The organism is Streptomyces sp. ML-6, assembly GCF_030116705.1.
In the GTDB taxonomy this organism is placed as follows: Bacteria; Actinomycetota; Actinomycetes; order Streptomycetales; family Streptomycetaceae; genus Streptomyces.
Genome location: NZ_JAOTIK010000001.1, coordinates 725,933 through 744,406, shown reverse-complemented (window position 1 = coordinate 744,406; position 18,474 = coordinate 725,933). Strand labels below are relative to the sequence as shown.

Here is an 18,474-nt window from a genome sequence, read left to right as displayed (position 1 = left end):
TGCGAGTGCCGCCGCTACGGGGGCATCACTGAGCCGGTCCGACGACCCGGTCGCGGAACTGCTGAAAGGCGTGCCGGCCCGACGACCGCCCCGGAGCGAGCAGCTCTCCGTCGGTGCAGTCGAGCACCCCGCACCGCAGGGACTCGGCCAGCCGGAAGACGGGTGCCAACACGTCGTCGCCGGAGCCCCGGATGTGGAGCATGATCGAGTCCACCGGGTCCTTCGAACCGATGTTGAGTTCGATCGACCACGTGGGGCCGGAAAGGACGCCCCAGCCGGGGTCCGAGAGGTCGGCTTCGGGAACGGCCCGGGCGACAGTCGCGAGTACGTCGTGCCGTCGGCCGAGCGGGGCCGGGGTGTGATCGGCGGGGATCCCCTGCACCGACGTGATGTCGTCGGGCAGGCGGAGGAGGAGCACGTCCCAGCTCATGGCGGCCTTCCGGGCAGGGGGCATTGTTGACCGGGGCATCCTGACAGAGGTCACTGACAGCAGCCGCGAAGGCCGGGGGATGCCCGTGTGCGCCTCGGGCGGCGTGGCCCGGGGAGGAAACCCGGACGGTCCCGGCCGTCGGCCCTTCGTGCTCTTCGCGGAGCCGGACGAGCCCGACGAAGAGCACGGGGACGTGCCGTCGTGACGGGCAGTTCGGCGATCGGTCGTGCCCCTTTCGGGTGTGCCGGGCGCCGACGAGAGTGGCCACCCGGTGAGATCCCGTGGACGAGAAGCCGCTGCCGCCCACCGGGCGGGTCCGGACGCCGGTGGGGGCGGCTCCGGCGTCGGCCTCACCCGCTTTGCCCTGCCCCACTGCCCTGCGGCTAGTTTGTGTGCAGAAAAGATACGCAGGCCCGTGGCGACAGAAATGCACGGGAGATGGGAGGTCGGGAAGAGTGTCGCTGCGCGGAGGTGATCCGACCGAGATCGGCGGCTACCCGCTTGAGGCTCGGCTCGGCTCGGGTGGCATGGGCACGGTCTTCCTGGCCCGTACGAGTTCGGGGCGGCCCGTCGCGATCAAGCTGATCCACCAGCAGTTCGCGGGGGACGACGAGTTCCGCATCCGCTTCCGGCAGGAGGTGGCGGCGGCGCGGCGGGTGAGCGGCGCGTTCACCGCCGCCGTGGTCGACGCCGACCCCGAGGCCGAGCAGCCGTGGATGGCGACGGCCTACATCGAGGGGCCCACGCTCACCCAGCACATCACCACGAAGGGCCCACTGGACGGAGCGGAGCTGAGGCGGCTCGCCATCGGGCTGGCCGAGGCGCTGCGCGACATCCACCGGGTGGGGGTCGTCCACCGTGACCTGAAGCCCTCGAACGTCGTGCTCTCGCCCGAGGGCCCGCGCGTCATCGACTTCGGCATCTCGCGTGCCGCGGACCAGGAGACGCTGACGATGACCGGGCGGGTCATCGGCACGCCGCCCTTCATGTCACCGGAGCAGTTGCAGGCGCCGCGCCGTGTGGGACCGCGGTCCGACGTCTTCTCGCTGGGGACACTGCTGGTGTACTCGGCGACCGGCCGCGGCCCCTTCGACGCGGACAGCCCCTACATGACGGCGTACCAGGTGCTGAACGAGGAGCCGTCGCTGGACGCCGTACCGGCGGCGCTGCGCGCGGTCGCCGAACTGTGCCTGGACAAGGAGCCCGACAAGCGTCCCTCGGCGGACGAACTCCTCGTGCTGCTGCGGGACCTGCCGGCCGACCTCGGGGGGACCGACGCGGGCGGGGCCGATGCGGGCCGCACCCGCGACGTGGTCACCGAGCACGACTTCGCGGCGCGGGCCACCCCGGCGCCGGCCGTCCCGGTCGTCGCCCCGGCCGGTCCCGACACGGGAAGCACCGGTACGGGAACCGCCGACACGGGAACCACCGGCACCTCCGCCGGGCGCCGTCCGGGGCGCCGGCGGGCCGTGCTCGCCGCCGCGGTCGCGGTGGCGGCGATCGGTGGGGGCGTGGCCGTGCTGAAGGTGGCCGGCACCGGGGGGAACGGCGGCGGCAGCGGTGACAGCATCGTCACGCCGGGTGCCGCGCTTCCGGTCGGCTTCGAGCCGTGGCACACGACCGTACGGGGCGGCCGTCCGGAAATCCCCGACGAGCTGCGCTGTGTCGCGCGGGGCGACGCGCTGTTCTGCGGGGGCGGCAGCGTTGTCGCGACCCGTATCAAGGTCACGGACGGCTCGCCGGAGTGGACGGTGAAGAGCCCGGGCGTCCCCGTCCGGGGCGTACACCTCGTGGGCGCCACCGACGACACGGTGCTCGGCTACCGCTTCGCTGCCGAGAACTTCCCGCAGGACCCTCCCAGCGAGGTGGTGGCCCTCGACGCGGACAGTGGCCGGGAGCTGTGGTCCGCACCGTCCGGCGCCCAGTCGCAGGCCGTCACCGGCCGGAGCCAGGACGCCCTGGTGCTCGGCTCCGCCGTCGTGATGGTCGACGCCTTCGACTCCCAATTGGAGTCCCGGGACGCGCACAGCGGTGAGATCGCCTGGACGACGCCGTTCCCCGCGGACACGCAGTGCGCCCCCGTCCCGGCGGGTTCGCGGCTCTTCGCGATGTGCGCGCCGAAGGCGGAGATGGACGCCGTGGAGGTGCGCCACCCCGTCCTGTACCCGGTCGACCGCGCCTCGGGGGCGCTGGGCAGGCCCATCGCGGTCGACGGCCCCGCCGTGCCGATGGGCGTCGCCGACGGGAGGCTCGTACTCCTCCAGATGCACACGGAGGGACCGGCGCTGACCGGTTACGACGGGGTGGCGCGGGTCGACCCGGTCTCGCGGAAGGTCACGTACTCCCGACTGGCCAAGACGTACGAGGGGACGCCCGGCATGGTGAACGGCACCCTCTACGTGAGCGGGCAGACCGGTCGCATCACGGCGCTCGCCCCGGCGACCGGCCGGGAGAAGTGGTCGCGGCAGACCAGCGTGGAGGGGGCGTCGGGTCCTGCCGCGGGCGGCGACGCGCTGTACTTCAGCTCGGCCACCGGCCGGGTGGTCGCGTTGTCGTCGCGCGACGGCAAGACCCTGTGGACGACGGACCCGCAGGCCGATGGCCTGACGGGCGAGATCGGCGCAAGCCCGCGCGTGACCGTTGCGGGGGGTGCGGTGATCGTGGCCGCGGCCAAGAACACGCTTTTCGCCTTCGACGGGCAGGAGCCGCCGAAGCAGAGCTGATCCGGGCCCGGCCCCGCCGCCCGCCAGGACCGGAGGAACCGGAAGGCCGGAAGAGCCGGAAGACTGGGAGGCTCGGAAGGACCGGACAGCGGCCCGCATCGCCCCCGTACGGCCCCGGCGACTCCGGCAGATCCGGTGGGAGGTCCCGCCGCCCTGGACCGGGCGCGGCACGGCTCGGTTCGGTTCGGCTCGGCTCGGGTCCCTGCCGGAGGGACGGATTCCGCGACGGTCCCGGAAGGTCCAACCCCCCGTTTGTCAGTGGTGGTCGTCATCATGGGGGCATGACCGGTCCGGGCCCGGCCACCGGCGGAATCCGGCGGAACTCGACGGGGTCCGGCGGGATCCGGCAGGGTCCGGCGGTTTCAGCACGGTGACCGGGGGAGGGCGGCACGGCCGATCGGGTCCGGTCGCGGAACGTACGCTCGCCGGGCGAGCGGCCAGGGAGGGCGCAGTGGAACATTTCGAGGGCTTCGACACGGCCGGGTTCTGGGACGACTCGGCGTACGCGCTGAGGGAGTACGTGGAGGAGGCCCCGCCCACGCGGGAGTTGATCGCGTCGGTGGAGGAGGAACTCGGCGGGTACCGGCTGCCCGGCTCCTACATCGCGCTGATGACCGCGCACAACGGCGGCGTTCCGAGCCGGGACCACTTCCCCATGACCGAGCCGACCTCCTGGGCCGACGACCACATCGTGATCAACGGCATCAAGGGCGTGGGACGGACCAGGTCGCAGTCGCTCGCCGGCGAGTTCGGCAGCCGGTTCTGGATCGAGATGTGGGAGTACCCGGACATCGGGGTCTACTTCGCCGACACTCCGTCGGCCGGCCACGACATGCTCGCCCTCGACTACCGCGCGTGCGGCAGACACGGCGAACCGGCCGTGGTGCACGTCGACCAGGAGGACGACTTCGCGATCACCCCGGTCGCGGAGAGCTTCGAGGCCTTCGTCAGGGGCCTGGTCGACGAGTCCGTCTACGACACCTCGGAACAGGACCGGATCGACGCCCTGGAAACGGTGCGCGACGGGAGTTTCTCCCCGGTGCTGGTGCGTGCCTTCCGGGAGGTCGCCGACGTTCTGCCCGACGCGGACCGGCGGATGCGGGCCCTCGCGGAGGCCGTCGTGCACGACAAGGGGTTCTTCGCGCTGCACGCCGACGCGCGCTCCACGCTGATGTACGACTACCTGTTCTGGCTGTTCACCGGTTTCAACCGGGTCGAATCCCTCGACCGGTACCTGAAGGCGCCCGCGGGACACGAGCGTTCCTACGCGGTACCGGATTACGAACTCATGATCGTTTTTGCCCTCGTGGCCGAGCCCTACGGGTTCAGAACCGGCGGGTACGCCCCCGGCTTCCTCGAGGACTGGTGGGAATCCCGTGTCGCCTCGGGGCGCATCGCCGAGACCGCCGACGGCTACCGGATGACCGATGCCGCCGTCGCCACCCTGCTCGACGAGCTCGCCGCCACGGTGGACGACCGGTAGCCGCACTCGCCACCGGACCGGAGGAGGGGGCCGCCGGGTTCGGCAGCCGCCGCCGGGAGCGCCCGGTCGGGCCCGGTCGGGCCCGGGGCGCCCACGGGGCGGGGAGCCGGGGTTCTGATACGTTCCAGGTTTTGATCCATCGGTGAGGGGGCTCCGTGGACCGGGTGCCGTTGTGGTTACGCAAGCCGCTGTTCGTAGGGGTGCCGGTCGTGGCGGTGGTCGCCGGGGCGGTGTTCTTCCTCGGCGTCGACCGGGCGGACGGCGGCGGGCATGCGGCGGCGAACCGGGCGCAGTTGAAGCGTGCCTGTACGGGACTGCTGCCGTACGAGGAGCTGCGGGACCGCGTGCCCGACGAGGTCGCCGGTGAGGTGAACCAGTACGGCACCGTGCTCGATCCCGGTGAGGAGAGCCGCTCCCTGGTGAACTGCTCCGTCACCTGGCCGGGGCACGGGTCGGTGCGGGTGCGGGCCGTCGCGCTCGTCTCCCGGATGCCGATGACGGTGCGGGCCGAGGACATCCTGCCCGGCGGTGAAGACGAGGGGCACGAGGCGCCCGGAGTCACCGGCAGGACGGACTCGCGCGGGCGGACCTGGGTGGTCGCCGAGTGCCCCGGCGGGCTGGAGGGGCGGTTCCGCGAGGTGTCCGGGATGTACGTGACGGCCGACGTCGACCTGGCCGGGCCCGACAAGGGCGAGCCGGCCGAGTACCTCGCCGATTTCCGTACCGCCGTCCGGGTCGCCAACGGGATCACCGCCGCTCGGAAGTGCGGTGGCTCCCCGCTGAAGATGCCCACACGGATCATCGACACCCATGAGGTCCGTTTCGCCGAGGACACGGACGGGACCGGGACGAGGATCGAGAGGATCGACGAGCCGGGGCGGGGCGTGAAGAAGTGCCGGGGGCTCGGCGGGCGGGCGGGCTTCCCCGGCAAGTGGACGGTCAGTGGTGATCTGCAGGACTCCCGGCTGCTGAGCGTCTGCCACGCCGCCGTCCTGGACCGCGAGGACCGGATGGCCACCGATCCGGAACTGTCCGACGACGCGGTGGCGGAAGTCTCGGCGGCGAGCTGGGCCGGGCCGATCGGAGATGTCGTCGACGAGCAGTACGACCGCACAGGTGACAGCTTCAATTCCCCTGGCAAGGAACGGACGAGGTACATCCCCGAGTCGGCGCCGCACGAACTCGCCCTGTGGGCACGGTCGCAGTGCGCCGCGGGCACCACTTACCACCGGGTCACCGTCCGTACGAAGGACCCCGAAACCAACTCGCGCACACTGCTCGACGAGGCCGAACGCACCAGGTTCTCCAAGGATGTCCGCAAGCTGATGGACAGTTATCTCGCCGATCCCGACGGCTGGCCGGGACAACAGCGGTGCCACGACACCGAGATCCTCTCGGAGGCGGAGGGATGGAGGTGAGGAGGATCCTCCTGCGCGTGGTCGCGGCCGTGGTCGCGACGGCCGTCGTCGTCGCCGGGTACCTCCTGGTGCACGGCGACTTCCAGCGCTGGAGCGACGAGGCGGCGCTCGACGGAGCCTGCGACGGCCTGCTCGACCGGAACACGGTGCGCGATGTCCTCGGGCCGGGAACCGTCGAGGTCGAGGACGCGATCCACGACCTGGACAGGAGAGCCGCCGAGGTGAGCGGTACGGACCTGATGGGCTGCGAGGTGCGCGTCCAGGGCGGCGGAGCCGCCGAGATCAGTGTCCTCGACACCACTCGCGTCGGACGGAGGCTGGAACACTTCTACTACCGGAGTACGTCGAGCGAGCTCGCCGTACCGGTCGGCCACGGCTGGACGGGACTCTTCGGCGCGATCCCGGACGACTCCGGAACGAGGAACGCCTTCAGGGCCGACGGGAACGGGAAGGCGACCACGCTCCTGGTCCTCCAATGCACCGGGAGGAACGGCGTCGACAGCCTGTTCGTCACTGTCAGGACCACCCTCGGCAAGTCCCCGGACGACCCGGCCGCACGACCGGAGTTCACCAGGATCGCCACCTCCACCGCGGCCAGGGTCTCGAAGGCCCGGAACTGCGGGGCCGGACTCGGGAAACCCGTCGGCAGCCTCGGTCTGCCGGTGCACGAGAACGAGTACGAGCCGATCGGCACGGCCGACGGGACCTGCTCCGGCATTTCCGCCGCACGCGGCGTGACGACCGCCACCGAGACCGCGCGCGGAGGGGCGCCGCACGAGATGTGTCTGCTCGGTGACGCCGACGGCACGGCACGCTACTCGCTGGAAGCGGACTACGGCCCCTACGCACAGGAGAAGTTGTACGGCTACGAGGCGGACCGGCTGCGCCGCGGCAAGGAGGGCACACCGGACGACGACACCCCCGCGCACCACCGGGACGGGGAGGGCCGGATGAGCTGGACCACGGCCAGGTGCGCGGACGGCCGGGCCCTGTTCACCCTGCACCCCGTGTATGAGAGATACGAGAGGGGGGAGCGCGTCGGCCCCCCGGCCGGTGAGGCGGACCTCGCGTACGAACGCGCCGTGCTGAAGGTCTTCGCCGAGCGCTCGGCGAAGGCCCGTGGCTGCTCGGCCCCGGCCGTCCCCTGAGACCGTTCCGGGCGAGGAGCCGCGCACCGGCTCCGTGAGCGCCGCGCTCACGGAGCCGGGGATGTCGGCGGCCGGCCTCCGAGTGCACGCCCCGGAGGCCGGGGGTAACGTCGGTACCACCCGACGTCAGTGGCGGGGCAGCGGCAACGGCATCACGCCCCCGGAACCGGCGTCGCCGCACGTACGGTCGCGGGACCACCGCCGACGCCCTGCCGTGGCGGGCGGGCGCCGGGATCCTCGCCGTGGACGGGGCGGGTTCGGCCGGGGCCGGGAGGCGACCGCCGCACGAGCCGCCATGCTCGTCCGCGACGCCGTCGAGGACCGCACCTGGTCGATTCCGGGCGGAGGCCGGGGCGACGGAGGGAAGCGGCGGCCCCGCATTCGAGCATCCGAGCGGCACCCCGGAGCGGGGCCCGGGAGGGAGCGGCGCGGAGCAGGACCTCGGGCCCGTACCGACGGTTCCCACCGAACCAGCAGGAAGGCTTTTCCATGAACCCCGTGCTCAGTGGTGAGGTGCTCGCGGAACTCCGCCGGCCCCGTCCGTACCCGGCCGTCTCGCTCGTGATGCCGACGCACCGCCGCGAACCCGACAACGCCCAGGACCAGGTGCGGCTGCGCAACCTCCTCACCGAGGCGGAGAAGGCGCTCACCCAGGACCCCGACGTGCCGCGCGAGCGACGGGTCGACATCCTGGACGAGCTGGGACGGGCCGCCGCCGAGGTCGACCTCGTGCACGCGGAGGACGGCCTGGTGATCCACGCGGCGCAGGGCGAGCACCAGGTGTGGTCGCTGCCCCGGGCCGTTCCGGAACGGGTGGTTCTCTCGGACACCTTCCTCACCCGCAATCTGGTCGCGGCCGCCGCCGCGGAGCGGCCGTACTGGGTGCTGGCCGTGGCCGCCGACCGGGTTTCGCTGTGGAGCGGCGATCCCGAACGCGTGGTCGAGGCCGAACGCGACGGCTTTCCGCTGACCCGCAGCCTGGAGGACCCGGACGCCGAGCGGAAGGAACGCATCGGCGACCTGCCCAGCACCTTCCGGGACGAGGCCACCCGGCAGTTCCTGCGCGAGGCGTACGAGAAGCTGCGTGCCGTCCTGGCCGCCGAACCCCGCCCGCTGTACGTCCTCGGCTCCACCGAGGCCCTGGCCCTGCTGGAGGAACTCGGCCCGCCGGCCCCGGAGACGGTCATGGTGGAGCACGGCGGGCTGGCCGACGGTCCGGCCACCGCGGTGCACCGGGCCGTCGAACCCTCGCGCACCGCCCGGGAGGCGGCCGCCGTCTCCGCCGTCGTCACGGAACTGGACGAGGCGCGCGGCAGACGGGAGTTCGCGGGCGGCATCGACGAGGTGTGGCCGGCCGCGAAGGAGGGCCGGGCCCGCCTGGTCGCGGTCGAGGACGACTACCGGACGGTCGTGCGCGAGGAGGGCGGCCACCTGGAACCGGCCGGCCCCGGCGAACCGGGCGCCCGCGACGACATGGTCGACGAGATCGTCGAACGTGCCCTGGACACCGGGGCCGAAGTCAGGTTCGTCCCCACCGACACCCTTGCCGACGAGGGGCGGATCGCCGCCGTCCTGCGTTACTGAGCACGCCCGCCCCGGGCGTCCTGCGGCGCCCGGGGATCCGGACGCCCCGTCGTCAGGCCGGGTCCGCGCGGAACATGTAGTTGGTGACGAGCGCGGTGAGTTCCTCGATCAGCTCGTCGCGCCGGATGGCGGGCCGGTCGAGGATCCAGCGTACGCTGAGCGCCTCCATCGCGGCCACGAGCACCCAGGCACGGGTGGCCCCGTTCCGTTCCTCGGGCGCGCGCCCCGCGAGGTACGCCGAACCCAGGTCCTGGATGCGGCGCCGGATGTGGTGCAGATGGTCCTCGTGATAGCTCGGCGGCACCTCCTCGATCACGACGCGAAGAAGTTGCGAGTCCTGCTCCAGGGCGGACAGCAGCGCCTCGATCACATTGGGGATCAGCCGCTCGGGCGGGTCGGCGAGATGGTCGGCGAGCGACGCCGCCACCCGGTCGCCCGCCTCCGCCCAGTACCGCTCCATGAGCACGGTGAGGAGCTCTTCCTTGTTCCGGAAGTACTGGTAGAGGGAACCCGGACTGATGCCGGCCGCGTCGGCGACCCGGGTCGTCGCGAACCGTGCGTAGCCATCGCGTGCCAGGACCGCGCGCCCTGCGTCGATGATCCGCTCGACCATCTCCCGCGACCGCTCCTGACGGGGCGTCTTACGCATAAGCGAATTGTATGCGAACAATTATTCGCATTACAACGGTCGTATGACGCAGAGCAGCGAGGTCCGTGCCATCGGTCCGTTTCCGAGCCGCTTCCGGGAGGCCGAGCGACGCGGCCGCCGGATCGCCCGTCCGCTCTTCCTCCTCGCCGGCATCGACAAGGACGTCGACGAGACCCTCATGGAGCGGCTGGGAGCCGCTCTCCTCCAGCGCGACGAACTGGGCGCCGCCCTCACCGGGGCGATGCGCCTGCCGGCCGGTGACCCGGCCCGGGTCACGCGCTCCCTGCTCGGCAGGGCACTGCACGCGGCCCCCGACGTGCCCCAGGACCTGCCGCCCGCGCTGCGGGCGTTCCTGGACCACGCGACGACCGTCCCCGACTGGGTCGACTGGGACCGGATCGAGCGCGGCGCGGCGGCCTACCGCTCCCTGGGCCGCAACAGCGGCGACGTCCTCACCCTCCTCTCCCTCGTCGGTGGTTACCGCTTCGGCGGACCGGCCGACCTGCTGGTGCTCACCGGCGGCCTGGGCGGGGGCGAGACGCTGCGGCGCCTGGGCGAGACGGCCAAGTGGTCCCATGCCGTCACCCGCCCCGGCGGCCTGCGCCCGGGGGCCGAGGGCTGGCGCCTCACCGTCCATGTGCGCGCCATGCACGCCCTGGTGAACGCGCACTTCGAGCCGCGCTGGGACTCCGGGCGCTGGGGCCTGCCGATCAACCAGGCCGACCAGGCGGCCACCCTCGGACTCTTCGACGCGACCGTGATCATCGGCTGCCTCGGGCTCGGGGTGCGCCTGACCCGTCGGCAGCGCGACGACCTCATGCACCTGTGGCGGTACGTCGGCCTGCTGATGGGTGTCGCGCCGGAGTGGCTGACCGATGTCGAGGACGTCCGGCACCGATGGAACTACCACATTCTGCTGTCCGCCGCCGGGCAGACCCAGGCCGGCCGGGACCTTGCCCGCCTGACCATGGACGCCCAGGCCGAACGCTGCTTCGGCCACGACAGCCCCGTCGTCGAACGGTTCCACCGGCGTTACGAGCGCGCCCGGCAGATGAGCCTGCTCACCGCCTTCGTGGGCCCGGCCGGGATGCGCGAACTGGGGCTGCGCCCCAGCCTCCCGTGGGGGCCGGCCCTCGCACTGGTCACGAACACGTTCCGGTACCGGGTCCTCGGTGTGCTGCCCGGCGGCCGGGAACGGCTGGAACGGCACGGCGCGCGCGTGCAGGACAAGCACCTGGCCTCGATGTTCCACGACGGCCCCGCCACCGTGGCCCGCCTGCCGGAGGCGGGGTGAGCGGGACCGCCCGGACCCGGCCGGGGCGTCGGCGTGCACCACGGTCCGGGAACGGCCGGGTGCCGCCGCCCGGTTCGCGCGGGGCGGCGGCCGGTACGGGCCGGGCTCAGAGACCGGTGACCTTGGCGCTCGCCGACAGCTCGTAGACCAGGGTGATCGTGCGGCGTCCACCGGGCGGGAGGGGGATCTCCCAGTGGACGATGCCCTCGGCGTCGACCGCGTCAGGGGCCGGGGAGCAGGAGTCCTCGCGCAGGCGCACCTCCACCGCCGAGACCTCGGAGACCGGGATCCGCTCCCGCAGGACCACCCGCTGTTCGCCGTGTTCCCCGGGGGCGGAGAACCGGGACAGGTGCAACTGGACCGTGCGGGTCACCACGGTCCGCTGGGTGATGCCGGTGGTGTCGCGGGATTCCTCGGTCCGCCGGACCACCCGGTAGTCGTCGCGGCTGCCGAAGGCCAGCCGGGCGGGGGCGCCGGGGGCGGTGAAGTCCAGGGTGCCGCGCCCGCTGAATCCGCTGTCGCGGACCAGGTCCACGGGACCGGCGAGCAGCGCGTGGCCGGACAGGTTGTCGAACCGGACCACCTGGGTGACCAGGGGGGACAGCTCCGGTGCGCAGGTGTGCTCACTGGGCGCGGCCGTGGTGAACGAGGAGAGCGGCACCCGGTGGGCGCGGCCGTCGCAGGGCACCGAGACCGGCGCGGGGGACCTCAGCACCCGCGCCTCGCCGCCGTCGTCCACCCCGGGCAGACCGAGCACCGGGGCCGGTCCGAGGACCCCGATCTCCTCCTCGCGCAGCTCGACGTCCACCGTGCGGCGCTCCGCCGCGGAACGGTCCCGGAGCGTCAGCCGGTCCTCGTCCAGCCGCGGCGGGTCGGTGGCCAGCGCCGAACGGGCCGTCGACAGGGTCAGCCGCACGTCCGACCAGTCCTCCCCGGTGCGCTGCCAGACCATCGCGTCGGTCTCCAGCGTCAGGGAGTCCCCCTCGAGCACGGCCCGGTAGGCGGGCCGCCACAGCGCGCACGGGACGAGATGACTCAGGCGCAGCCCGACCGGCCCGGCGGCCCCGGCCTCGACGGTCAACTCGATGTGGCCGACCAGCTCGGCGGGTTCCTCCTCGGAGAGGAGCAGGGCCTGTCGCGCCTCCCCGAGTTCGTCGGCGAGGGTGCCCAACCGGGCTTCCGCGGTACGCAGTTCCTCGCCGTGCGTGTCGCGCTCGCCGTCCACCCGGTCCAGTTCGCGGGCCCAGCGGGACCGGTCGGTCTCCCCGGAGCCGGCGCCCTCGCCGATCTCCCGCAGCAGGTCGGTGGCGAGGCGGCCGAGCAGGTCGAGGCGGGCCCGCAGCCGGTCGCGGTGCTGCTCCAGGGCCAGCCGTTCCTCCTCGAGGGCGTGCACGCGGTGGCGCAGGGCGGAGTCGTCGGCGGACGGCCGCGGGTCGCGCGGCGTCCAGTCGCGGACGATCCGTACGTCGAGCACGGTCGCGGAGTGATCACCGGTCAGTTCGGCGTGGAGGGTCCGGTCGACGGCCAGCGCACTGACCGGCCCGAGACGCAGCCGCTGGACTCCGGCCTCCAGATCGAGCACGACGGCACGCTCGACGTGGGCGCGGTCCTCCAGGCACGTGACGGCGGTGACGGGAAGGGCGATCGGCTTCGGGGCCGTGGACATGGCTGGTGTCAGCTCCTGCGGTTGCCGCCGGCCAGGGCCTTGCCGGCCGGGATGCGGATCTCGTAGCCGCCGTCGAGGGCGGCGGTGGCGCCTGCGGGCAGGTCCAGGCGCCAGACACGGGTGCCCGGCGCGTGCCGGTCGGGCCCGGTGTCCTCCCCGGGCGCCGTCCAGTCGGCCCGTTCCTCGATCCGGACGTCCGGTTCGGAGGAGACCGGCACCCGCTCGCGGACTTCCACGGTGACGGGCCGCGCGAGCCGGTTGGCCAGCTCCACGTGGACGCGGTGGTCGAGCACGGTGGTGTTGTTGCGCAGGCCCACGGTCGACTCGCGCAGGTTCGTGCGGCGGGTGACCCGGATGCCCTCGGCCGGCCCGAGCCCCACTCGGCGGACTCCGCCGGGGGCGAGCGTGGGCAGTGCGGCGGTCAGCAGGAAGTCGTCGTCCACCACGACCTCCACCGGACCGGCCAGCAGCGCCTGATCCGTGGCGTTGGAGAGCACCAGCGTCGCGTACACGGTCTGCTCCACGGACGGGACGCAGAGGTACTCGGTGCGCAGACCGACCGGGATCTCACCGACGGTGACGGTGTGCCAGGTGCCGTCCGACGGGATGTCCGCGCGGGCGGCGGCGTCGAAGCGGTGGTCGAAGGACCCCGCCGACTCGCGGGGGCGCACGGCCTGTCCGGGCAGCGGCAGCGCGGCCACCGCCTCGGCACGGCGACGGTACTCGACCGCCACCGGGTCGAAGGGATCGCCGGGGAACAGCCGGCCCCTGCGGTCGCTCCGCTCGTCGGGACCGCACAGGACGAGGGCGGCGTAGTCGAGCTCGTCACCGCTCGGCTGCGGCGGACCGGTCACCGGCGCCGGCGGCGCGGCCCGGCCGGGGCCGCGGGCGCCCCGGCGCCCCTTCGCGGACGGGCCGACCGCGGGCGGTCGGGCATCTGGCCGCCGAAGGCCTCCGGGGGAGCCCCGTACCCGCCACCGGGCGCCGGAGGGGGCGGACCGCCGTAGCCCTGCGGCGCGGGCGGCGGGGGCGCCGGAACGGGATCGGGCGCGGAACCGGCCCCCACGGCCATGGCCGCGGGTATGGCGGCCGGGGCCGGTGGGGGGCCTGCCGCGTCGTATCCGGAGAACAGGCCGGCGAGCCCGGCGGGGGGCTCGCGCCAGCCGGAGGGCGCGGGGACCGGCTGACTGCGCCCGACCCGGATCGAGCGGAGTTCCGGCAGGTCGGTGCGGCGCCGGAGGTCGGCGGTGGCCAGGGCGACGCGCACACCGGTCCAGTCCTCGCCGGTCCGCTGGGCGACCGAGGCGCGCAGCACCAGACGGCCGCTGCCGTCGCCCTGACGGTGGGTGAGCCGGTAGGCCGGCACCCAGACCGCGCCCGGCACCCCGTATTCCAGCTCCAGCTCCAGTTCCGTCCCCGGGTCACCGGTGCCGTCGAGGGTCAAGGCCGCGCAGACCGTGGTCTCCACGTGCGCGGACGGTGCGTCGGTGGAGGCACGGGTGAGCCGGTCGGCGGCGACGTCGAGCTCGTGCTCGACGTCGCGCAGCGCCTCCTCCAGCTCGACGAGGTGCCGGTGCAGTCCCGTCAGCCGTTCGTCGACGAAGTCGGCGAGCTCCAGCCACGCGTCGACCGGGGTGCGGCGGTGCGGGTCCTCGCGCTTGCGGGCGGGCGGGACCGGGCGGAGGGCGCCGACCTCCGCGATCAGCCCCAGCTGCCGGTCCCGGCGGCCCCGCGCCGCAGCGCACTCGTCGCTCAGCCGCTCGACCTCGCGCTGCAGGCCGTCCGGCGCGTCCGCGGCCGGAGGCTCGGCCTCGACCTCCACCCGGGCCCCGGTGACGCGCACCCCGGGGGCGCCCAGGACCCGGGCCCGCAGCGAACCGGGGTCCAGCGAGCGGGGCAGCCCCGTCACCCGCACCCGGCCGTCGGGGGGTACGTCGCCCCGGGCCAGGCGTCGGCAGACCGCGCCCTGCGCGTACACCACGACCGAATCGAGGGTCGATCCCCACCGCTGCGCCGGCTCAGTCGCCATGTGCTCCATCCCCCCGCCGTGTTCATGCTGAGCGCAGCTTACGCCCGGCCGGTCCGCGCGTCCGGGGCGAGCCTCGGGAGGAGCGGGGTGGCGGACGGGACGGACGGGGCGGGTGGGGGTGGTGACGCCGGTTCAGGTACCGGCGGTCATCGTGGTGAGCACCCGGTGGTGCACCCGTTTCAGTGCGGCGACGAGCACGAGGAGGATCGCGTCCAGGACCAGTACGGAGACCAGCGGCGGGAGCCGGACGGCCGCGACGCCGACGGCCGCGACGCCGACGGCCGCACAGGCCAGGCAGGCGAGGAGGCGGGCGCCCCAGGCCTGCCGGGTGGAGGTGTGGTACCACCACGCCTGGGTGATCACGTAGAGGACCGGGCCGCCGGAGAGGAGGAGGCCGAACGTTGCGCTGCCGGGCCCGGTGGGGTGACCGATGGCGAGTTCGGCCCCCACGGCGAGGGCGACCAGGCCGGCCAGGGTGGGGTACTGGCCGCTGACGGCTCGTCGGACGGGGACCAGCGAGTCGGCCGTCGTGGCGACGTGCCGGGCGAGGATGTCCTCGCCCCCTCTGAAGTAGCTGGCGCACAGGCACACCAGTGCCACGAACACGCCGGGACCGACCGTCGCCGTCGCCGCGTCGACCGGGGCCGCGGAGATCGCCGCACCGATGGTCAGGACCGTCTCGCCGAGCTGGATGATGAACAGGCGGCGAAGGGCGCGCTGCTCACGTCCGCTCGCCGCTCGACCGCCCGGTGGGACTCGGCATCGGCATGGGTTCACGATCCGTCGGTGCGACAGGATCCGCAACGAGGGAGCGGTTGGGCGCACCGCGGCCCGGGCACGCGTGGGGCGTGTCCGGGCCGTGCGGTTCGGTTGCGGCTTCCGGGCCGTGGTGGGCCGGGAGACCGGGGGTCGGTGACGGGTCAGGAAGTCAGGGTCTGGTGGAGGGCGTCGAGGCCGTCGGTGTAGATGCCGGTGAAGAGGTCGGTGACTTCCTGTTCGGTGGCGTTGTGGGGGTTGAAGCGGCCGGACCACTGGACCTCGGCGACGTCGTCGTGGCCGGGGACGGTGTGGACCCGGAGGGTGGAGACGTAGCCGTTGACCGGGAACGGTGCCTGGAGGATGGCGTAGCTGTAGTGGCGTTCGGTTTCGTTGAAGTCCACGAGGCGTTCGATGATGACGTCGCCCTGGGGGTTCTTCAGGCGGCGGACGCGGCCGCCCTCGGCGGGGGTGCTCTCGGGGATGTAGGGGAGCCAGTCGGGGAGGGCATCGAAGCCGCCGATGAGGTTCCAGACCTTGTCGGGGGAGGCGGGGACGATGCGGGAGACGGAGGTGGAGGCCATGGTGGTTCTCCTGGATTCTGGTGCTGGGGTGGGGTTTTCGGGGTGAGGGGTCAGGCGCCGTCGGGGAGGGGGGCGGTGGGGCTGACCAGGCCGGCGGTGCGCAGGTCGTGCCAGAAGGCGGCCGGGACGGTCTCGTTGAGGGCGGCGGTGTCCTCGGCGATGCGGCTGGGGCGGGTGGCGCCGGGGATGACGGCGGCGGTGGCGGGGTGGGCGAGGGAGAACTGGAGGGCGGCGGCCTTGATGCTGGTGTTGTGCTTTTCGGCGAGGGCCTTGAGCTTTCCGACGCGTTCGATGATCTCCGGCGGGGCCTGCTGGTATTCGAAGTGGGTGCCGCCGGCGAGGATGCCGGAGCTGTAGGGGCCGCCGACGACCATGTCGACGCCCTGTTCCTGGGCCGTGGGCAGCAGGCGCTGGAGGGCGTGGGCGTGGTCCAGGAGGGTGTAGCGGCCGGCGAGGAGGAACCCGTCGGGGCGGGGTTCGTCGAGGGCGAGGGTGAGTTCGATGGGTTCGGTCTTGTTGACGCCCAGGCCCCAGGCCCTGATGACGCCCTCGTCGCGCAGGCGGGTCAGGACCCGGAAGGCGCCGGTGCGGGCCTCCTCGAACTTGCTCAGCCATGCGTCGCCGTGGAAGTCCTGGGCGATGTCGTGGACCCAGACGATGTCGAGGCGGTCGGTGCGCAGGCGCCTGAGGCTGCCCTCGATGGAGCGTTCGGTGGCCTCGGCGGTCCACTCGTGGAGCATCTTGTTGGGGTTGCCGTGCTCGAACAGGCCGCCCTTCTCGCCGAGGTCGCGGGCGCCCTCCTCGGGTTCGTCGAGGATGACGCGGCCGACCTTGGTCGACAGGACGTACTCGTCGCGGGGCCTGGCGGACAGGACCTCGCCCAGGCGCTGCTCGGCGAGGCCGGCGCCGTAGAAGGGGGCGGTGTCGTAGTAGCGGGTGCCCTGGTCCCAGGCGGCCTCGACGGTGGCGCGGGCCTCGTCGTCGGGGATAGCGCGGAACATGTTGCCGAGCGGGGCGGTACCGAAGCCGAGACGGCCGGGAAGGATGTCCTTGAGGGTCATGATGATGCCTTTGTGGGGGTGGGGGTGGTTGCCCGGCGGGCCCCGGCTCCGGGGAGCCGGGGCGCCGTGGGGGAGGGCGGTCCACCGGTTGTGCGGGCCCACATCAGATGCAAGCGCGCCTTACATGCAGAGACAATACTTGCATGCGCGCACTAATGCAAGAGGTGATATTCGGCGTCTGCCTCGTGCCTGTTTTGTGCCCTTGCTTCGCGCCCCGGGCTCCTCGCTCCCCCTTCTTGGTGTGCCGCTCAGGCCGTGGTGCGGAGGGTGGCCGAGGTGTACTCCCGGAGTCGGTCGGCCGCCTCCGGGTCGAGGGCGGGGCGGCCACGCCGTCGATCACCTCCTCGGCTGAGGTGCGGGCGGTGAAGGGGGTGGTCAGGAGTGTGTTCGTCATGACCGCCACGTTAGGGAGCCCTGAACGGACGGACTATGGTTTGCAGTCCTGGTCCCTTTAGTGAGCGTCCAAAGGGGTGGCGATGGATCCGCTCGAAGACGTGCTGACCCTGCTGGAGGTGCGGGCCCGGCTGTCCGCGGCCCTGGTGGCCGGCGGGCAGTGGGCCGTGCGGTTCGACGCCCCTCCGGGGGTGAAGTTCAACGCGGTGCGGCGCGGCTCCTGCCGACTGGAGGTCGACGGGCTCGACGAGCCGCTCGATCTGGCGGAGGGCGACTGCTACCTCCTCACCGGCCCGCACCGGTTCACCCTCCGCGGCGACTCCGAGGCCCTGCCCGTCCCCGCCGCGCCCCTCTTCGCCCGGGCCGAGAACGGCGTCGCCCGGGCCGGGCGGGGCGACGGCACCCTTCTCGTCGGGGGCTCCTTCTCCTTCGGGGACCGCGCCCGCGAACTGCTCCTGGACCGGCTGCCCCCGGTGATCCACATCCCGGCCGGCACCCCGCACGCGGAGACGGTGCACTGGGCGCTCGCCGCCATCGAGCAGGAACTCGCGGACCGGCCGATGGCCTTCACTCTCGTGGCGGAACACCTCGCGATCGTCATGCTCACCCACGCCCTGCGCCTGCACCTCGCACGCGCGCCGCACACCGTCCAGGGGTGGCCGGCCGGCCTCACCGACCCCCTGGTCGCCACCGCGCTGACCGCACTGCACCGGGACCCGGCCCACGCCTGGACGGTCGCCGGGCTGGCCCGCGCCTGCGCCGTCTCCCGCTCCACCCTCGCCGCGCGCTTCAAGCGCGCCGTCGGGCAAGGGCCTCTGGAGTACCTCACCCGCTGGCGCATCGAACTCGCCGCCCAGCGGCTGCGGAAGAACGACGCCACGCTCGCCGCCATCGCCCGCTCCGTCGGCTACGGCTCCGAGAGCGCGCTCAGCGTCGCCTTCAAGCGCGTCCTGGGCGTACCGCCCGGCGACTACCGCCGACGCCCCACCACCGGGACGGTCCGGGAACGGGTGGCACACACCGCGCCGCCCGGATGACCCCGCCCGCCGACTGGAGCCCGCTGCCCGTCGGCCGGAAGCCTGCTGACCGGAACCCGCCGCCCACTGACCGGAGTTCGTTGACCGGAATCCGCCGCCCGCCGGTCGGAACCCGCTGACCAGACCCCGCTGCCCGCCGGTCGGAACCCCGGCCCGTGCCGAAGGTCGCCCCGGCGCCGGGCTTTCCTCGTACGCGGTATCTCCCGGTGCGGTGTTCCT

General features: G+C 73.3%; 13 protein-coding genes and 1 pseudogene. 7 read left to right on the top strand and 7 right to left on the bottom strand.

The window, feature by feature from the left end; all coding sequences use genetic code 11:
• Positions 1 to 25: 25 nt before the first annotated feature.
• On the bottom strand, positions 26 to 430 hold the full coding sequence (locus tag OCT49_RS03220) for a hypothetical protein (RefSeq protein WP_283850381.1): 405 nt from the start codon (positions 428 to 430) through the stop codon (positions 26 to 28).
• Positions 431 to 885: 455 nt separating this feature from the next.
• On the opposite strand from OCT49_RS03220, the gene OCT49_RS03215 reads away from it, so the two are divergent.
• The 5 genes from OCT49_RS03215 to OCT49_RS03195 all read left to right on the top strand — a co-directional run bounded on the left by OCT49_RS03215 (position 886) and on the right by OCT49_RS03195 (position 8,786).
• Positions 886 to 3,153 carry a serine/threonine-protein kinase gene (locus OCT49_RS03215; protein ID WP_283850380.1) on the top strand — a complete coding sequence of 756 codons (2,268 nt, stop codon included), beginning with the start codon at positions 886 to 888 and terminating at the stop codon, positions 3,151 to 3,153.
• A gap of 451 nt (positions 3,154 to 3,604) precedes the next feature.
• Entirely contained in the window at positions 3,605 to 4,636 is a 1,032-nt protein-coding gene (locus tag OCT49_RS03210; RefSeq protein ID WP_283850379.1) for an SMI1/KNR4 family protein, read from the top strand.
• Positions 4,637 to 4,791: 155 nt separating this feature from the next.
• The gene (locus OCT49_RS03205; RefSeq protein WP_283850378.1) at positions 4,792 to 6,054 is read left to right on the top strand and encodes a hypothetical protein; all 1,263 of its coding nucleotides are present in this window, start codon (positions 4,792 to 4,794) and stop codon (positions 6,052 to 6,054) included.
• Positions 6,051 to 7,202, top strand: a complete 1,152-nt coding sequence (locus tag OCT49_RS03200) for a hypothetical protein (protein WP_283850377.1) — start codon at positions 6,051 to 6,053, stop codon at positions 7,200 to 7,202. Before OCT49_RS03205 ends, OCT49_RS03200 begins: the two co-directional genes overlap by 4 nt.
• Before the next feature lie 489 nt (positions 7,203 to 7,691).
• Positions 7,692 to 8,786 (top strand): baeRF3 domain-containing protein, encoded by a 1,095-nt coding sequence (locus OCT49_RS03195; protein ID WP_283850376.1) that lies wholly within the window; start codon positions 7,692 to 7,694, stop codon positions 8,784 to 8,786.
• 52 nt (positions 8,787 to 8,838) lie between these two features.
• On the opposite strand, the gene OCT49_RS03190 is transcribed toward OCT49_RS03195, so the two are convergent.
• Entirely contained in the window at positions 8,839 to 9,435 is a 597-nt protein-coding gene (locus tag OCT49_RS03190) for a TetR/AcrR family transcriptional regulator (protein WP_283850375.1), read from the bottom strand.
• Between the two features lie 43 nt (positions 9,436 to 9,478).
• On the opposite strand from OCT49_RS03190, the gene OCT49_RS03185 reads away from it, so the two are divergent.
• Positions 9,479 to 10,729 (top strand): oxygenase MpaB family protein, encoded by a 1,251-nt coding sequence (locus tag OCT49_RS03185; protein WP_283850374.1) that lies wholly within the window; start codon positions 9,479 to 9,481, stop codon positions 10,727 to 10,729.
• A 106-nt stretch (positions 10,730 to 10,835) separates the two neighbouring features.
• Here the strand turns inward: OCT49_RS03185 and OCT49_RS03180 are convergent, their stop codons facing one another.
• From OCT49_RS03180 to OCT49_RS03160, 5 genes and pseudogenes are all read right to left on the bottom strand, one after another.
• The gene (locus OCT49_RS03180) at positions 10,836 to 12,395 is read right to left on the bottom strand and encodes a mucoidy inhibitor MuiA family protein (RefSeq protein ID WP_283850373.1); all 1,560 of its coding nucleotides are present in this window, start codon (positions 12,393 to 12,395) and stop codon (positions 10,836 to 10,838) included.
• An 8-nt stretch (positions 12,396 to 12,403) separates the two neighbouring features.
• Positions 12,404 to 14,424: pseudogene (locus tag OCT49_RS03175) on the bottom strand (DUF4139 domain-containing protein).
• A gap of 132 nt (positions 14,425 to 14,556) precedes the next feature.
• Entirely contained in the window at positions 14,557 to 15,201 is a 645-nt protein-coding gene (locus OCT49_RS03170) for a low temperature requirement protein A (RefSeq protein WP_283850372.1), read from the bottom strand.
• A 143-nt stretch (positions 15,202 to 15,344) separates the two neighbouring features.
• Positions 15,345 to 15,764, bottom strand: a complete 420-nt coding sequence (locus OCT49_RS03165; protein ID WP_283850371.1) for an SRPBCC family protein — start codon at positions 15,762 to 15,764, stop codon at positions 15,345 to 15,347.
• 50 nt (positions 15,765 to 15,814) lie between these two features.
• Entirely contained in the window at positions 15,815 to 16,825 is a 1,011-nt protein-coding gene (locus OCT49_RS03160) for an aldo/keto reductase (RefSeq protein WP_283850370.1), read from the bottom strand.
• Positions 16,826 to 17,301: 476 nt separating this feature from the next.
• Between OCT49_RS03160 and OCT49_RS03155 the strand changes: the two genes are divergently transcribed.
• Positions 17,302 to 18,255, top strand: a complete 954-nt coding sequence (locus tag OCT49_RS03155) for an AraC family transcriptional regulator (RefSeq protein ID WP_283850369.1) — start codon at positions 17,302 to 17,304, stop codon at positions 18,253 to 18,255.
• Positions 18,256 to 18,474: the final 219 nt, after the last annotated feature.

What these genes read in the sequence shown, in the direction of transcription:
- OCT49_RS03180 (WP_283850373.1), bottom strand. Translation starts at nt 12,395, where the DNA reads ATGTCCACGGCCCCGAAGCCGATCGCCCTTCCCGTCACCGCCGTCACG.
- OCT49_RS03185 (WP_283850374.1), top strand. Translation starts at nt 9,479, where the DNA reads ATGACGCAGAGCAGCGAGGTCCGTGCCATCGGTCCGTTTCCGAGCCGC.
- OCT49_RS03160 (WP_283850370.1), bottom strand. Translation starts at nt 16,825, where the DNA reads ATGACCCTCAAGGACATCCTTCCCGGCCGTCTCGGCTTCGGTACCGCC.
- OCT49_RS03220 (WP_283850381.1), bottom strand. Translation starts at nt 430, where the DNA reads ATGAGCTGGGACGTGCTCCTCCTCCGCCTGCCCGACGACATCACGTCG.
- OCT49_RS03155 (WP_283850369.1), top strand. Translation starts at nt 17,302, where the DNA reads ATGGATCCGCTCGAAGACGTGCTGACCCTGCTGGAGGTGCGGGCCCGG.
- OCT49_RS03190 (WP_283850375.1), bottom strand. Translation starts at nt 9,435, where the DNA reads ATGCGTAAGACGCCCCGTCAGGAGCGGTCGCGGGAGATGGTCGAGCGG.
- OCT49_RS03165 (WP_283850371.1), bottom strand. Translation starts at nt 15,764, where the DNA reads ATGGCCTCCACCTCCGTCTCCCGCATCGTCCCCGCCTCCCCCGACAAG.
- OCT49_RS03195 (WP_283850376.1), top strand. Translation starts at nt 7,692, where the DNA reads ATGAACCCCGTGCTCAGTGGTGAGGTGCTCGCGGAACTCCGCCGGCCC.